Annotated in this window: 13 protein-coding genes; 1 reads left to right on the plus strand and 12 read right to left on the minus strand. The window is 65.6% G+C overall.

Translation table 11 applies throughout. The features are described 5' to 3' along the window. Window positions 1-3: 3 nt before the first annotated feature. The 7 genes from pstA to SB771_RS12600 all read right to left on the minus strand — a co-directional run bounded on the left by pstA (window position 4) and on the right by SB771_RS12600 (window position 8,553). Window positions 4-897 carry a phosphate ABC transporter permease PstA gene (gene pstA / locus SB771_RS12570; RefSeq protein WP_011656505.1) on the minus strand — a complete coding sequence of 298 codons (894 nt, stop codon included), beginning with the start codon at window positions 895-897 and terminating at the stop codon, window positions 4-6. Further along, window positions 894-1,880, minus strand: coding sequence for a phosphate ABC transporter permease PstC (gene pstC, locus SB771_RS12575; RefSeq protein WP_011656504.1), 987 nt, complete (start codon window positions 1,878-1,880; stop codon window positions 894-896). The genes pstA and pstC overlap by 4 nt, the downstream gene beginning before the upstream one ends. Window positions 1,881-1,974: 94 nt before the next feature. Further along, the gene (gene pstS, locus SB771_RS12580; RefSeq protein ID WP_006750308.1) at window positions 1,975-3,009 is read right to left on the minus strand and encodes a phosphate ABC transporter substrate-binding protein PstS; all 1,035 of its coding nucleotides are present in this window, start codon (window positions 3,007-3,009) and stop codon (window positions 1,975-1,977) included. A gap of 457 nt (window positions 3,010-3,466) precedes the next feature. Beyond that, window positions 3,467-4,822, minus strand: a complete 1,356-nt coding sequence (gene glmM, locus SB771_RS12585) for a phosphoglucosamine mutase (RefSeq protein WP_011656502.1) — start codon at window positions 4,820-4,822, stop codon at window positions 3,467-3,469. Window positions 4,823-4,858: 36 nt separating this feature from the next. After that, window positions 4,859-5,800 carry a dihydropteroate synthase gene (folP, locus tag SB771_RS12590; RefSeq protein ID WP_175661801.1) on the minus strand — a complete coding sequence of 314 codons (942 nt, stop codon included), beginning with the start codon at window positions 5,798-5,800 and terminating at the stop codon, window positions 4,859-4,861. A gap of 28 nt (window positions 5,801-5,828) precedes the next feature. Next, window positions 5,829-7,724, minus strand: coding sequence for an ATP-dependent zinc metalloprotease FtsH (ftsH, locus tag SB771_RS12595; RefSeq protein ID WP_011656500.1), 1,896 nt, complete (start codon window positions 7,722-7,724; stop codon window positions 5,829-5,831). 166 nt (window positions 7,725-7,890) lie between these two features. Next, window positions 7,891-8,553 (minus strand): RlmE family RNA methyltransferase, encoded by a 663-nt coding sequence (locus tag SB771_RS12600; RefSeq protein ID WP_012363552.1) that lies wholly within the window; start codon window positions 8,551-8,553, stop codon window positions 7,891-7,893. Between the two features lie 193 nt (window positions 8,554-8,746). On the opposite strand from SB771_RS12600, the gene SB771_RS12605 reads away from it, so the two are divergent. Then, window positions 8,747-9,274, plus strand: coding sequence for a YhbY family RNA-binding protein (locus tag SB771_RS12605; protein WP_012363551.1), 528 nt, complete (start codon window positions 8,747-8,749; stop codon window positions 9,272-9,274). Between the two features lie 57 nt (window positions 9,275-9,331). Here SB771_RS12605 and SB771_RS12610 read toward each other — a convergent pair whose 3' ends face one another. The 5 genes from SB771_RS12610 to carA all read right to left on the minus strand — a co-directional run bounded on the left by SB771_RS12610 (window position 9,332) and on the right by carA (window position 15,578). Continuing rightward, on the minus strand, window positions 9,332-9,799 hold the full coding sequence (locus SB771_RS12610) for a DUF4149 domain-containing protein (protein ID WP_011656497.1): 468 nt from the start codon (window positions 9,797-9,799) through the stop codon (window positions 9,332-9,334). A gap of 14 nt (window positions 9,800-9,813) precedes the next feature. Next, entirely contained in the window at window positions 9,814-10,290 is a 477-nt protein-coding gene (greA, locus tag SB771_RS12615) for a transcription elongation factor GreA (protein ID WP_006750301.1), read from the minus strand. Window positions 10,291-10,408: 118 nt separating this feature from the next. After that, entirely contained in the window at window positions 10,409-13,663 is a 3,255-nt protein-coding gene (carB, locus tag SB771_RS12620) for a carbamoyl-phosphate synthase large subunit (protein WP_006750300.1), read from the minus strand. A 60-nt stretch (window positions 13,664-13,723) separates the two neighbouring features. Then, entirely contained in the window at window positions 13,724-14,395 is a 672-nt protein-coding gene (leuE, locus tag SB771_RS12625) for a leucine efflux protein LeuE (RefSeq protein ID WP_175661800.1), read from the minus strand. A 37-nt stretch (window positions 14,396-14,432) separates the two neighbouring features. After that, window positions 14,433-15,578, minus strand: a complete 1,146-nt coding sequence (gene carA, locus SB771_RS12630) for a glutamine-hydrolyzing carbamoyl-phosphate synthase small subunit (protein ID WP_006750298.1) — start codon at window positions 15,576-15,578, stop codon at window positions 14,433-14,435. Window positions 15,579-15,872: the final 294 nt, after the last annotated feature.

Below are 15,872 nucleotides of genomic sequence, written 5' to 3' on the forward strand. Positions count from 1 at the left end.
CCGTTACTTTTTCGAGAAGATCGAGCGCGCCAGGACGTTGAGTCCGAGCACCCCGAGCGTAATCAGGAACACGCCCGCCCATGCGAGCGACTGCCATTCGGCGAACGGGCTCATCGCGAACTTGTAGATCGTGACGGGCAGGTTCGCCATCGGCTGGCTCATGTCCCACGAGAAGAACTGGTTCGACAGCGCCGTGAACAGCAGCGGCGCCGTTTCGCCGGCGATCCGCGCGATCGCGAGCAGCACGCCCGTCACGATCCCGCCGACCGACGCGCGCAGCGTGATCTTCAGCACCATGCGCCACTTCGGCGTGCCGAGCGCGACGGCCGCTTCACGCAGTGCGTTCGGCACGAGCTTCAGCATGTTCTCGGTCGTGCGGATCACGATCGGAATCTGCAGCAGCGCAAGCGCAATCACGCCGGCCCAGCCCGAGAAGCGTCCCGACTTCGCGACGACGATCGCGTACACGAACAGGCCGATGACGATCGACGGCGCCGACAGCAGGATGTCGTTGATGAAGCGGATCGTGCTCGCCAGCAGGTTCTTCTGGCCGTATTCGGCGAGATAGACGCCCGCGAGGATGCCGATCGGCGTGCCGACCAGCGTGCCGAAACCGCACAGCAGCAGGCTGCCGACGATCGCGTTCGCCAGACCGCCGCCTTCCGTGTTCGGTGCCGGCGTCGATTCGGTGAACAACTGCAGCGACAGGCCGCCGACGCCGAGGTGCACGGTCGTGTAGAGAATCCACACGAGCCACAGCAGCCCGAACGCCATCGCGCCGAGCGATGCGGTGAGCGCGATCGCGTTGGTGAACTTGCGCCTGCGTTGCAGGCGGTTGCGCATCGCGTCGAGCGCGGCGCCGTTCGGCCCGGGGAAATTCATGATGGGCTCGCTCATTTCTTGCCCTCTCCCTTCTCGAGACGAAGCAGCAGCAGTTTGGAGACGGACAGCACGATGAACGTGATCACGAACAGGATCAGGCCCAGTTCCATCAGCGCGGACGTATGCAGGCCCGGCTGCGCTTCGGCGAATTCGTTCGCGAGCGCCGACGTGATGCTGTTGCCCGGCGCGAACAGCGACACGCTGTCGAGCAGGTTCGTGTTGCCGATCACGAAGGTCACGGCCATCGTTTCGCCGAGCGCGCGGCCGAGGCCGAGCATCACGCCGCCGATCACGCCGGTCTTCGTATAGGGCAGCACGACCTTCCACATCACTTCCCACGTCGTGCAGCCGATTCCGTACGCCGATTCCTTCAGCAGCACGGGCGTGACTTCGAACACGTCGCGCATCACCGACGCGATGTACGGGATGATCATGATCGCCAGGATCACGCCGGCCGCGAGGATGCCGATGCCGATCGGCGCGCCGGACGTCAGCGGACCGACCACCCACACATCCTTGAAGATGCGGCCGATCGGCTTCTGGAAGTATTCGGCGAAGATCGGCGCGAACACGAGCAGGCCCCACATGCCGTATACGATCGACGGAATCGCGGCGAGCAGCTCGATCGCGATGCCGAGCGGGCGGCGCAGCCACACGGGCGACAGCTCGGTGAGGAACAGCGCGATGCCGAAGCTGACCGGCACCGCGATCACGAGCGCGATGATCGACGTCACGAGCGTGCCGTAGATCGGCACGAGCGCGCCGAAGACATCCGAGTTCGGATCCCACTCGGATTGAAACAGGAAGCCGAGGCCGAACTTCTGGATGGTCGGCATCGACGCAATGATCAGAGAAACGATGATCCCGCCCAGCAGCAGCAGGGTCACGATCGCGGCAAGCCATGCGAGGCCGCCGAACAGAACGTCGCCGAGGCGGCTCGGCGCGCGTTGCGACGCGGCGTCGGGGGACCGGGAGGACGTGTAGGAAATTTCAGACATGGGTGCCTGTTCTGGATCGCCGGGCGCCGTGACGCCCGGCCTTACCGCACACACTGCCCGACCGGCACGGCCGGGCAGTGAACCGCTGCAATGCTTACTCCGCGGCGACCGGCTTGCCCGATGCGTCCGTGACCTTCGTCTTCCACTGCTTGCGGATTTCCGCCTCGACTGCCGGCGGCAGCGAGATGTAGTCCAGGCTGTCGGCCGCCTTCTCGCCGTTCTTGAACGCCCAGCTGAAGAACTTCAGCGTTTCGGCGCCCTGCTCCGGCTTGTCCTGCTTCGCGTGCAGCAGCACGAACGTCGCGCCGACGACCGGCCATGCTTCCTTGCCCGGCTGGTTCGTCAGGATCTGGTAGAACGACTTCGACCAGTTCGCGCCGGCCGCGGCGGCCTTGAACGTTTCCGTCTTCGGCTCAACCACCGTGCCCGTCGAATTCTTCAGCGCGGTGTAGACCATGTTGTTCTTCTTCGCGTACGCCCACTCGACGTAGCCGACTGCGCCCGGCAGGCGCTGCACGAAGGCCGCGACGCCGTCATTGCCCTTGCCGCCCGTGCCCGTCGGCCAGTTGACCGTCGTGCCTTCGCCGACCTTCGACTTCCACTCGTCGTTCACCTTCGACAGGTAGTTCGTCCAGATGAAGCTCGTGCCCGAGCCGTCAGCGCGGCGAACGACCGCGATGTCCGTGTCCGGCAGCTTGACCTTCGGGTTCAGTGCAACGATCGCCGGATCGTTCCACTTCTTGATCTTGCCGAGGTAGATGTCGCCGAGCACCGGGCCCGACAGCGTCAGTTCACCGGCCTTCACGCCCGGCACGTTGACGACCGGCACCACGCCGCCGACCACCGTCGGGAACTGGAACAGGCCTTCCTTCGCGAGCTCTTCATCCTTCAGCGGAGCGTCCGAACCGGCAAAATCGACCGTCTTCGCGTTGATCTGCTTCAGGCCGCCCGACGAACCGATACCCTGGTAGTTCACCTTCGCGCCGCCGGACTGCTGGTAGTCGGCAGCCCATTTCGTATAGATCGGCATGGCGAACGTGCTACCTGCGCCCGTGATGTCGGCAGCGTGCGCGGCAACGGCGAAAAGCGCGCCAGCCAGGCCGGCAATCGCGGTTTGCATCAATTTCATGAGACCTCCAGTGTGTGAGCGGATGACTACGGCACCGCGAAGGTTAGGGGCTCCTCATGACGATAATGTGACAATCGATGAAACTGGCGTGACAGTAACATGACTGGTTGAAAGGGTGTATTCGGGGTGGTGCGATGGGCCGCGGAGGCCACGCGCGGCGGCGATGGTGGCAAGAATTGCCGGTCATGGAGGGACGGTATGGGCGCCCTTTCGCGGGGGTGCGCGGGCGATCCTGGCGCGGTGAAAAACAGGCGGGCAATGCCCTGCTCTGCTCGCCGCTTCTGCTCAGGGTCGGATGATTTGTTCGGTCAGATGAGATCCGCGCCGAAGTTCCTTCTATTTAATAGCGCAAACCTTTGCGTCTGATGAATTGCGGCGCCCGAAGGCGCCGCAGGTCGATTCATTGCTGCGGCAGCGCGCACTCGGCCGGAGCGTCGCGCGCCGTCCACGGTTCGGCTCAGCTCGTCGCCATCCGCACCGCGTCGGCGATCGCTTCCGCGTGGCGGGTCGCGTCGGCCGCCTGCTGCGCCTCGACCATCACGCGCAGCACGGGCTCGGTGCCCGATGCGCGGATCAGCACGCGGCCGCTGCCGGCGAGCGCGCCTTCGGCCGCGTCGATCGCCGCACGAATCGATGCGCTGCCCTTCCAGTCCGCGCCCGGCTTCATCCGCACGTTGATCAGCTTCTGCGGGAACAGCGTGACGCCGTCCAGCATCTGCGCGAGCGTGCGGTCGCTGCGCTTGAGCGCGGCGAGCACGAGCAGCGCCGACACGATGCCGTCGCCGGTCGAATGGCGGTCGAGCGACAGGATGTGGCCCGAGCCTTCCGCGCCGAGCTGCCAGCCGCGTTCGCGCAGCTGCTCGAGCACGTAGCGGTCGCCGACCGCCGCGCGCACGAACGGCACGCCCTCGCGCTGCAACGCGACCTCGACCGCGAGGTTCGTCATCAGCGTGCCGACCGCGCCGTCGACCTTGCCGGCCGTCGCGATGCGGTCCTTCACGAGCACGTAGAGCAGCTCGTCGCCGTTGTACAGCCGGCCGGTCGAATCGACGACCTGCAGGCGGTCCGCGTCGCCGTCGAGCGCGATGCCTAGATCCGCATGGTTCGCACGCACCGCGCGCACGAGTGCATCGGGCGCCGTCGCGCCGACGCCGTCGTTGATGTTGAAGCCGTTCGGCGCGACGCCGATCGGGATCACGTCCGCGCCGAGTTCGTGGAACACGTGCGGCGCGATCTGGTACGCAGCGCCGTGCGCGCAATCGATCACGAGCTTCAGCCCGCGCAGGTCGTACGCGGCCGGGAACGTGCTCTTGCAGAACTCGATGTAGCGGCCGGCGGCGTCCTCGAGGCGGCGCGCCTTGCCCAGCCGGTCCGACGATGCGCATTCGAGCGGCTTGTCGAGCCACGCTTCGATCGCGGCTTCGGTCTCGTCGGGCAGCTTGTTGCCGTCCGCGGAGAAGAACTTGATGCCGTTGTCCTGATACGGGTTGTGCGATGCGCTGATCACGACGCCGGCCGACAGGCGCAGCGCGCGCGTCAGGTAGGCGACGCCCGGCGTCGGCATCGGGCCGGCCAGCATCACGTCGACGCCGGCCGCCGAGAACCCGGCCTCGAGGGCGGCCTCGAGCATGTAGCCCGACACGCGCGTGTCCTTGCCGATCAGCACCGTCGGACGCGCACCGGCCGCGACGTCGGCCGTGCCGGCCAGTACCTTGCCGGCCGCATAGCCGAGACGCAACACGAAATCAGGCGTGATGGGCGCCTCGCCTACCGTGCCGCGAATGCCGTCCGTGCCGAAATATCGACGTCCCATGGCGAATCTTCCTCCTTCGTCTTTCTGAATTCTGACTTATCGTTGCCGCGCGGCTTCGCGCACGGCATTCCAGACCTTGAGCGCGTCGACCGTCGCCGCGACGTCGTGCACGCGCACGATCGCGGCGCCGCGCCCGACTGCGCACAGCGCGGCCGCCACGCTTGCCGCGACCCGTTCCATCGGCGGCTTGCCGCCGATCACCGCGCCGAGCATCGACTTGCGCGACATGCCCGCGAGAATCGGATACGCGCGCCCGTCGGGCCGCGCGGGCGCCGTGTCCGCCAAGGCGGCCAGCAGCGCGTAGTTGTCCTCGACCACCGCCTTGCCGAAGCCGAAGCCCGGATCGACGCAGATCCGCTCCGGCGCGATGCCCGCGTCGCGCAGCGCCTGCGCACGCGCGGCGAGAAAGTCGCACACTTCGGTCACGACGTCGCCGTAGTCGGGCTCGCCGACCTGCATCGTCTGCGGCTCGCCGAGCATGTGCATTGCGCACAGTCCGCTGTTGCCCTCGCGCACCGCGTCGATCGCACCCGGCTGGCGGAACCCCCAGATGTCGTTGATCAGATCGGCGCCGGCCGCGAGCGCCGCGCGCATCACGGCCGGCTTGTAGGTGTCGATCGACAGCGGCACGTTCAGCGGCCGCAGCGCCTCGACGAGCGGGATCACGCGCGCGAGCTCCTCGTCGAGCGGCACCGGCGGCGCGCCGGGACGCGTCGACTCACCGCCGATGTCGATCAGGTCGACGCCTTCGGCGATCATCCGCTCGGCCTGGCGCAGCGCATCGTCGCGCGCGAGGAAGCGGCCGCCGTCGGAAAACGAATCGGGGGTTGCGTTGAGGATGCCCATCACGAGCGGGCGTTCGAACGTCAGCGAGAAGCGGCCGCACTGGAGCGGCGCGGGGATGAACGCGGAAACAGCGGAATCGGACACGGGCGGGAGGCGTTGATGAATGCAAAACGGGCCGGTGTGAAGCCACACCAGCCCGTGAACGGTGCTACAGCGGCGCTCAGGCCGGCGAAGCAGGCGCCGGCGCGTTGGCCGGCTTCACTTCGGCGGTCGTGCCGCCACCCGACGAGTCGCCGCCGACAGCCGGCGAGCTCTTCGGCGAGCGCGGCGGACGCCCTTCCATGATGTCGTTGATCTGATCGGCGTCGATCGTTTCCCACTCCATCAGCGCGGCCGTCATTGCCTCGACCTTGTCGCGGTTCTCTTCGAGCAGGCGGCGCGCAAGGTTGTACTGTTCGTCGAGCACGCGGCGGATTTCACCGTCGACCTTCTGCTGCGTCGCTTCCGAGATCGTGCGCGTGAAGCCACGGCCGAACGGACCGTTGTCGCTCTCGTCGTCGACGTAGACCATCGGCCCGAGGGCGTCGGTCATGCCGAAACGGGCCACCATCGCGCGGGCCGTCTGCGTCGCCTTGTTGAAGTCGTCCGACGCGCCGGTGCTGATCAGGTTCAGGAACAGCTCCTCGGCCACGCGGCCACCGAACAGGATCGCCAGGCGATCGAGCAGGTAGTCCTTCGAGTACGTCTCGTTGTCATGCTCCGGCAGCTGCCACGTGACGCCCAGCGCGCGACCGCGCGGGATGATCGTGACCTTGTGCACCGGGTCGGCCTTCGGCAGCAGCTTCGCGATCACCGCGTGGCCCGACTCGTGGTAAGCCGTCGCGCGCTTCGCTTCTTCGCGAATCACCGCCGACTTGCGCTCCGGACCCATGAAGATCTTGTCCTTCGCGTCCTCGAAATCCTGCATCTCGACGATGCGCTTGCCGCGACGGGCGGCGAACAGCGCCGCTTCGTTCACGAGGTTCGCGAGATCGGCGCCCGAGAAGCCCGGCGTGCCGCGCGCGATGACTGCTGCATCGACGTCGTTCGCGATCGGCACCTTGCGCAGGTGCACGCGCATGATCTGCTCGCGGCCGCGGATGTCCGGCAGGCCGACATAGACCTGACGGTCGAAACGGCCCGGACGCAGCAGCGCCTTGTCGAGCACGTCGGAACGGTTGGTCGCGGCGATCACGATCACGCCGGAATTCGCCTCGAAGCCGTCCATCTCGACCAGCATCTGGTTCAGCGTCTGCTCGCGCTCGTCGTTGCCGCCGCCCATGCCGGCGCCGCGATGGCGACCGACCGCGTCGATTTCGTCGATGAACACGATGCACGGTGCGTGCTTCTTCGCCTGCTCGAACATGTCGCGCACACGGGCCGCGCCGACACCGACGAACATTTCGACGAAGTCGGAACCCGAGATGCTGAAGAACGGCACCTTCGCTTCACCGGCGATCGCACGGGCGAGCAGCGTCTTGCCGGTACCCGGAGGGCCGACGAGCAGCACGCCGCGCGGAATGCGCCCGCCCAGCTTCTGGAATTTCTGCGGATCGCGCAGGAAGTCGACGAGTTCGGACACTTCTTCCTTGGCTTCGTCGCAGCCCGCGACGTCGGAGAAGTTGACCGCGTTGTTGTTCTCGTCGATCAGCCGCGCGCGCGATTTCCCGAACGAGAATGCGCCGCCTTTGCCGCCCCCCTGCATCTGCCTCATCATGTAGAACCAGAACACGATGATCAGGATCGTCGGCCCGAGGTAATACAGCGCGGACATCAGCGCGTTCGGCTCGTCGTCCGCCTTGCCGCTGACCTGCACGCCGTACTTCATCAGGTCACCGACCATCCAGATGTCGCCGGGCGACACGATCTGGTATTTCTGGCCATCAGACGGAGTGACGGTGAGGTTGCGCCCCTGCACGATGACGTTCTTGACCTTGCCGTTCTTGGCGTCGTCCATGAACTGCGAATAGGACACACCTTCCTGGACGCGGGGCTTGTCGAACTGCTTGAACACCGTAAACAGCACCAGTGCGATCACCAGCCACACTGCTGCCTTCGAAAACATATTGTTGTTCAAAGCACCACTCCTTCACTCGTAGACGAGCGCCTACATTTTCCTTGCGGCGCTCCTCGGTCATTCTAATCCAGTCCGACCACCCCTGCCATAAGCATTGACAACCGCCGCGATAGCGCTTCGCTTGTCTGGCAAGGGCCGGAGCCCGTTTGCGGCACCGCGCTCCGCGTCACCGCGGTTGCTTCAGCTGCCGGCCCAAAATGAACGTTTCGGACGATTTGTCGCGCGACGCCTTCGGCTTGCGGGGCGCGACCACCTTAAACTGCTGCTTGAACTTCTCGACGATCTGGCTGTAGCCGCTGCCGTGAAAGCATTTCACGAGCAGCGCACCATCCGGCTTCAGATGGTTCTGCGCGAATTCAAGCGCCAGATCGCACAGATGCTCGATGCGTGCTGCGTCCGCCGAGGCTACGCCGGAGAGGTTGGGGGCCATGTCGGAAATAACAAGGTCCACCGCGCGACCTTCGAGCACATCTTCGAGCTGCCGGAGGACGTCGTCCTCGCGGAAGTCGCCCTGGATGAAGTGGACGTCGGCGATCGGCTCCATCGGCAGCAGGTCGAGCGCGATGATCGTGCCGTCGATGCCGCCTTCGCGTTGCGTGTCGCGCTTCTTGCCCTGCGCGAGCTTGTTGCGGGCATACTGGCTCCAGCTGCCCGGCGTCGCGCCGAGGTCGACGATCACCTGGCCCGGACGGATCAGCTTGTCCTGCTCGTCGATTTCCTTCAGCTTGTACGCGGCGCGCGCGCGATAGCCCTCCCGCTGCGCCATTTTGACGTACGGGTCGTTGATGTGGTCGTGCAGCCAGTGCTGGTTGAAGCGGTTTTTTGCCATTCGAGAGAGAGATTGCTGCTATTTGCTTCGTGAAGCCGTGCTTTTGGCGGATAATACGCGTCTTCTTCGCGCGGCTGCGGCCCCTTCTGAGGCCCAAGCCGCGATTTTACGTGGTTTCGGCGCGCGGCTGATGCGGTAACTTCCCGCGATTCGCTTCTGACGCAGCGCCCCTTATCTAGATTTCGACATTTCCATGCCCGCCCTTTCGCTTTCCCCCGCCGAGCGCTCCGCGCTGCGCTCCCAGGCCCATGCGCTCAAGCCCGTCGTGCTGATCGGCGCCGAAGGGCTCACCGACGCAGTGCTGAAGGAAATCAAGGTGCACCTCGCCGCGCACCAGCTGATCAAGATTCGCGTGTTCGGTGACGAGCGCGACGAGCGCGTCGCCATTTACGACGAGATCTGCGACCGCCTGAGCGCCGCGCCGATCCAGCACATCGGCAAGCTGCTGGTGATCTGGAAGCCCGAGGCCGCCGTGGCAACCCCGGCCCGCGGCCGTCGTGCCGGCACGCTGCCGAGCGCGGCCGAAGCCAGCGACGACAGGAAAGGCCGCGCACCGCGCACCGTCAAGGTCGTCAAGGTGTCGCCGAACGCGAGCCCCGTGCGTCGCCCGAAGCCGACCAAGGTCGTCGTGCGCGGCAATGAGCGCGTGACGGCGGGCGGCACGGTGAAGCGCGCGAAAAAGCGTCAGGCCAGCACGAAGCGGCCGCACCAGGACAAGTAATCCTGCCGGGCAGGGCACGGGGCATCCCGTGCCCTGCCCGTGCGGCGCTCAGGCTGTTCAGGCCGTTCCGGAGTCTTGCGCCGGCAGACGCCAGATCAGCATCAGCCCCAGCACGCTCTCGACGAGATAGAACAGGCTCGAGACGCCGTGCAGCATCCCGAAGCGGCTCGCATACGGCGAGTTCGCGATATCGGTGCCCGCTTCCATCGCGGCCACGCGCAGCGCGTTCATGAACGGCTGCAGCGCAAAATACCCGACCAGCACGCACGCGACCATCGCCGCGACGATCCAGCGCACGCGACGATAATCGCCGCTGCCGCGCCGCACCTGCTGATTCGACAGCGCGAGCAGCAGCACGCCGCACACGACACCGAGGATCGCCTCGATGCGAAACAGCTGGGCGGCGACCGTACCGGCCGTCATCCGCTCCAGCGTCTTGAACAGCACGGGCGCGACCGCATACCCGATCGTCAGCAGGCTGCCGACCCACACGGCCGACAGCAGACGGAACACGCGATGCGGCATCACGTCGCCCGGCTTCAGATGTAGCTGACGGAAATGATTTCGTACTCGCGCACGCCGCTCGGCGCCTGCACGGCCGCGACGTCGCCTTCGGACTTGCCGATCAGCGCGCGTGCGATCGGCGAGCTGACCGAGATCAGGCCGTGATCGATATCGGCTTCGTCGTCGCCGACGATCTGATACTTGACGGTGTCGCCCGACTCGAGATCCTCGAGTTCGACCGTCGACGCGAAGACCACGCGGCCCTCGGCATCGAGCACGGTGGGGTCGATGACCTGCGCGGCGGACAGCTTCGATTCGAGTTCCGCGATACGGCCCTCGATGAAGCCCTGCTTTTCCTTCGCTGCGTCGTATTCGGCGTTTTCGGACAGATCACCCTGTGCGCGGGCCTCCGCGATCGCGGTGATCACGGCCGGCCGCTCGACCGACTTGAGGCGCTGCAATTCATCGCGCAGTTGCTCTGCGCCACGCTTTGTCAACGGAATGGTGCTCATAAACGGCTCAATCGATAATAACGGCTATAAAAAAAATCACCGCGATTAAGCGCATTTCCGGTGAACCGGAAACACCGCTTAACCGCGGCACGTGTTGCTTCGACAGGAAACTGACTGCTTAGTTTAGGCGAGCGTGAAGACCTTGTAAATCATAGACTTCCAGATCCTTCAGGTAGCGCAAGCCTTCGACGGCCGCGCGCGCGCCCGACATCGTCGTGTAGTACGTGACCTTGTGCGCCTGCGCGCTCATGCGGATCGAACGCGAATCGGCGATCGCCTGGCGCGTCTCGTCGACCGTCGTGAACACGAGTGCGATCTCGCCGTTCTTGATCATGTCGACGATGTGCGGACGGCCGTCCTTCACCTTGTTGACGACCTTCACCGGCACGCCGGCCGCTTCGATCGCGGCAGCCGTGCCCTTGGTCGCGACGATCGGGTAGCCGAGGTCGTGCAGCATGCGCGCGACTTCGACCGCCTTCGGCTTGTCGGCGTCCATCACGGTCAGCAGCACCGTGCCCGACTCCGGCAGGCGCGAACCGGCCGCGAGCTGCGACTTGAACAGCGCTTCGCCGAACGTCTGGCCGACACCCATCACTTCGCCGGTCGAACGCATTTCAGGCCCGAGGACCGGATCGACGGTCGGGAACTTGACGAACGGGAACACCGCTTCCTTCACGCTGAAGTACGGCGGCTCGACTTCCTTCGTCACGCCCTGCTGCGCGAGCTTCTGGCCGACCATCGCGCGCGCCGCGATCTTCGCGAGCGGCAGGCTGGTCGCTTTCGACACGTACGGCACCGTGCGCGATGCGCGCGGGTTCACTTCGAGCACGTAGATGATGTCCTGCTTCGAACCGTCCGCCTGCGGCACCTGCTGGATCGCGAACTGCACGTTCATCAGGCCGACCACGTTCAGCGCCTTCGCCATCGCGCCCGTCTGGCGCTTCAGCTCGGCCACGGTTTCCTTCGACAGCGAGTACGGCGGCAGCGAGCATGCCGAGTCGCCCGAGTGGACGCCTGCCTGCTCGATGTGCTCCATCACGCCGCCGATGAACACCGCTTCGCCGTCGCAGATGCAGTCGACGTCACATTCGATCGCGTCGTTCAGGAAGCGGTCGAGCAGCACCGGCGAATCGTTCGACACCTTCACGGCCTCGCGCATGTAGCGCTCGAGGTCGCGCGGCTCGTGGACGATTTCCATCGCGCGGCCGCCCAGCACGTACGACGGGCGCACGACGAGCGGGTAGCCGATTTCGGCCGCCAGCGCGAGCGCCTCTTCTTCTGCGCGCGCGGTGCGGTTCGGCGGCTGGCGCAGGCCGAGGTCCTGCAGCAGCTTCTGGAAGCGTTCGCGGTCTTCGGCCGCGTCGATCATGTCCGGCGACGTGCCGACGATCGGCACACCGTGCGCCTCGAGGTCGAGCGCGAGCTTCAGCGGCGTCTGGCCGCCGTACTGGACGATCACGCCGACCGGCTTTTCCTTGTCGACGATCTCGAGCACGTCCTCGAGCGTCAGCGGCTCGAAGTACAGGCGGTCGGACGTGTCATAGTCGGTCGACACCGTTTCCGGGTTGCAGTTGACCATGATCGTTTCGTAGCCGTCCTCGCGCATCGCGAGGGCCGCGTGCACGCAGCAGTAGTCGAACTCGATGCCCTGGCCGATCCGGTTCGGGCCACCGCCCAGCACCATGATCTTCTTGTTGGTGGTCGGCTGCGCCTCGCACTCTTCCTCGTAGGTCGAGTACATGTACGCGGTTTTCGTCGCGAACTCGGCCGCGCAGGTGTCGACGCGCTTGTAGACCGGGCGCACGTTCAGTTCAACGCGGCGCTTGCGGACGTCTTCCGGCGTCGCGCCGAGCAGCTTCGCGAGGCGGCGGTCGGAGAAGCCGCTCTGCTTCAGGAAACGCAGCTCATCGAACGTCAGCGACGCGAGCGTGCGGCCCGACAGCGCCTTTTCCTTCAGGATGATCTGCTCGATCTGCGCGAGGAACCACGGGTCGATCGCGGTTTCCGCGAAGATCTCTTCGGCCGTCATGCCGATACGGAATGCATCGCCGACGTACCAGATGCGATCCGGACCCGGCTCGTGGATCTCGATCGCGATCTCGTCGCGGTCGGTCGACTTCTCGTCGAGACCGTCGACGCCGACTTCGAGGCCGCGCAGCGCCTTCTGGAACGATTCCTGGAACGTGCGGCCGATCGCCATCACTTCGCCGACCGACTTCATCTGCGTGGTCAGGCGCGAATCGGCTTCACGGAACTTCTCGAACGCGAAACGCGGAATCTTCGTGACGACGTAGTCGATCGTCGGCTCGAACGACGCCGGCGTCTGGCCGCCGGTGATTTCGTTCTTCAGCTCGTCGAGCGTGTAGCCGACCGCCAGCTTCGCCGCGACCTTCGCGATCGGGAAGCCGGTCGCCTTCGACGCGAGCGCCGATGAACGCGACACGCGCGGGTTCATCTCGATGACGACCATGCGGCCGTCCTTCGGGTTGATCGAGAACTGCACGTTCGAGCCGCCCGTGTCGACGCCGATCTCGCGCAGCACCGCGAGCGATGCGTTGCGCAGGATCTGGTATTCCTTGTCGGTGAGCGTCTGCGCCGGCGCGACCGTGATCGAGTCGCCGGTGTGCACGCCCATCGGGTCGAGGTTTTCGATCGAGCACACGATGATGCAGTTATCGGCGCGGTCGCGCACGACTTCCATCTCGTATTCCTTCCAGCCGAGCAGCGATTCCTCGATCAGCAGTTCGCGCGTGGGCGACAGGTCGAGGCCGCGCTTGCAGATCTCTTCGAACTCTTCACGGTTGTACGCGATGCCGCCGCCCGAGCCGCCGAGCGTGAACGACGGACGGATCACGATCGGATAGCCGCTGCCGCCGGTGTACGCCATGATCTCGGCGTGGACCTGGGTCGCCTCTTCCATCGAATGCGCGATGCCCGACTTCGCCGAGCCGAGACCGATCTTGGTCATCGCGTCCTTGAACTTCTGGCGGTCTTCCGCCTTGTCGATCGCTTCCGGCGACGCGCCGATCAGCTCGACGCCGAATTTCTCGAGCACGCCGTGGTGATGCAGGTCGAGCGCGCAGTTCAGCGCGGTCTGGCCGCCCATCGTCGGCAGGATCGCGTCCGGGCGCTCCTTCTCGATGATGCGCGCGACGACTTCCCACGTGATCGGCTCGATGTACGTGACGTCGGCCGTGTTCGGGTCGGTCATGATCGTCGCCGGGTTGCTGTTCACGAGGACGACCTTGTAGCCCTCTTCACGCAGCGCCTTGCAAGCCTGCGCGCCCGAATAGTCGAACTCGCAAGCCTGGCCGATGATGATCGGGCCGGCGCCGATGATGAGGATGCTTTTGATGTCTGTGCGTTTTGGCATGGCTTGTGAATTCAGTAAGTAATCTTTGTCGTGGCGTTGTCGCGGGTCGGCCGGCTGCGCTCAACTCATGGTGGCGAGCGCGAGTTTCACCGAGAAACCGATGAACAGGCCGCCCACGCTGCTCGCCGCACCCGCCGCGAGCTTGCGGCGGCGGCGGAAATGCTCGGCGAGCCGCGCGCCCGCGAAGATCAGCGTGCTCAGGTACAGGAAGCTCGCGCATTGCGCGATCGCCCCGAGCACGACGAACGACAGCGCGGGATGCGGGAATGCCGGGTCGACGAACTGGATGAAGAACGAGATGAAGAACAGGATCGCCTTCGGATTCAGGAGGCTCACGATCAGCGCCTTGCGGAACGGCTTGTCGAACGACCGCTCGCCGTCGACCGCAAGCGGCGCGTCGGCCGGCGCATCGGCGCGTGCGCGCAGCTTGCGCCACGCGCCGCGCAGCATCCCGGCGCCGATGTACAGCAGATACGCGGCGCCGCCGTACTTGACGACGGAGAACAGCACCGGGTTCGCCTTCAGCAGCGACGCGACGCCCGCGGCGGACAGCACCATCAGCACCGTATCGCCAACGAACACGCCGCAGGCCGCGCGATAGCCGGCCTTCACGCCGCGCTGCGCCGCGAGCGACAGCACGTACATCGAGTTCGGCCCCGGCAGCAGGATGATGAAGATCACGCCGAACACGTAGGTCCAGATATCCGTGATGCCGAGTGCGTGGCCGAACATGATGCGAATCTCCCGTTCTTCGGTTGCTTCAGTGGCGTCAGGCGTTGCGCTGCTGCGCCGCGTCCATCAGGGCGGTGAAACGGTCGAACAGATAGCCGATGTCGTGCGGGCCGGGCGACGCTTCCGGGTGACCCTGGAAGCAGAACGCCGGCTTGTCGGTCAGCTCGAAGCCCTGCAGCGTGCCGTCGAACAGCGACACGTGCGTCACGCGCGCGTTGGCCGGCAGCGAATCCGCGTCGACCGCGAAGCCGTGGTTCTGCGACGTGATCACCACGCGGCCGTCGCCGAGATCCTTCACCGGATGGTTCGCGCCGTGGTGGCCCGTCTTCATCTTCAGCGTCTTGGCGCCGACCGCGAGCCCCATGATCTGGTGGCCGAGGCAGATGCCGAAGGTCGGCACGCCGCGCTCGATGAATTCCTTCGTGGCCGCGATCGCGTAGTCGCACGGCTCCGGGTCGCCGGGGCCGTTCGACAGGAAGATGCCGTCCGGATTCAGCGCGAGCGCGTCGGCCGCGCTGGCCTGCGCCGGCAGCACCGTCACCTGGCAGCCGCGCTCCGCGAGCATGCGCAGGATGTTGTACTTGACGCCGAAGTCGTACGCGACGACGCGGTACTTCGGCGATTCCTGCATCCCGTAGCCGCCTTCGAGGCGCCATTCGGTCTGCTTCCACTCGAACGGCTTCGTGGTCGACACGACCTTCGCGAGATCCATGCCGGCGAGGCCCGGGAACGAGCGCGCGAGCTCGATCGCCTTTGCCTCGTCGTCCGAACCGGCCAGGATGCAGCCGTTCTGCGCGCCCTTGTCGCGCAGGATACGGGTCAGCTTGCGGGTATCGATGCCGGCGATCGCGACGACGCCTTCGTCGCGCAGGTAGTCGCCGAGCGTGCGGTCCATGCGGAAGTTCGATGCGAGCGTGGGCAGATCACGGATGATCAGGCCGGCGGCATGGACTTTCGTGGCTTCGACGTCTTCGGCGTTGATGCCGACGTTGCCGATATGCGGGTAGGTGAGCGTGACGATCTGACGCGCATAGCTCGGATCGGTCAGGATTTCCTGATAGCCGGTAATCGCGGTGTTGAACACGACTTCACCGATCGTATGGCCTTCGGCCCCGATCGAATAACCACGAAAGACCGTGCCGTCGGCGAGTGCAAGCAAGGCGGGAGAAAAAGACGGCAACACGGGAGGCTCCTTGGGGAACACCCTGCTGCCGACCTGTTTACCCTGCCGCGCGAGCGCCGCGCTGCGTAGGCGCGCGGAGTCGCTAGCTGGACGCGACCTGCGTTGTCGAGACGCGAACCCGGCGCGTGGCGCACGAAGCTTCGCGGCATCGCCCGACAGGCGGCGTGCGGCGGATGAACGGGATGAGTGAGGTAGGCGCTAGGGTGCGAGGTTGATCAGCACAAACTTTCAAATTATAGCCCGAAAATGGCCCTATCTTCAATCGATATGGCCGCCCGATCGTGCATGCGGCGC

Source organism: Burkholderia sp. SIMBA_051 (genome assembly GCF_046534915.1).
In the GTDB taxonomy this organism is placed as follows: domain Bacteria; phylum Pseudomonadota; class Gammaproteobacteria; order Burkholderiales; family Burkholderiaceae; genus Burkholderia; species Burkholderia ambifaria.

Coding starts and splice junctions, on each gene's coding strand:
- pstA (WP_011656505.1), bottom strand. CDS start 897: ATGAGCGAGCCCATCATGAATTTCCCCGGGCCGAACGGCGCCGCGCTC.
- pstC (WP_011656504.1), bottom strand. CDS start 1,880: ATGTCTGAAATTTCCTACACGTCCTCCCGGTCCCCCGACGCCGCGTCG.
- pstS (WP_006750308.1), bottom strand. CDS start 3,009: ATGAAATTGATGCAAACCGCGATTGCCGGCCTGGCTGGCGCGCTTTTC.
- glmM (WP_011656502.1), bottom strand. CDS start 4,822: ATGGGACGTCGATATTTCGGCACGGACGGCATTCGCGGCACGGTAGGC.
- SB771_RS12600 (WP_012363552.1), bottom strand. CDS start 8,553: ATGGCAAAAAACCGCTTCAACCAGCACTGGCTGCACGACCACATCAAC.
- SB771_RS12605 (WP_012363551.1), top strand. CDS start 8,747: ATGCCCGCCCTTTCGCTTTCCCCCGCCGAGCGCTCCGCGCTGCGCTCC.
- SB771_RS12610 (WP_011656497.1), bottom strand. CDS start 9,799: ATGCCGCATCGCGTGTTCCGTCTGCTGTCGGCCGTGTGGGTCGGCAGC.
- greA (WP_006750301.1), bottom strand. CDS start 10,290: ATGAGCACCATTCCGTTGACAAAGCGTGGCGCAGAGCAACTGCGCGAT.
- carB (WP_006750300.1), bottom strand. CDS start 13,663: ATGCCAAAACGCACAGACATCAAAAGCATCCTCATCATCGGCGCCGGC.
- leuE (WP_175661800.1), bottom strand. CDS start 14,395: ATGTTCGGCCACGCACTCGGCATCACGGATATCTGGACCTACGTGTTC.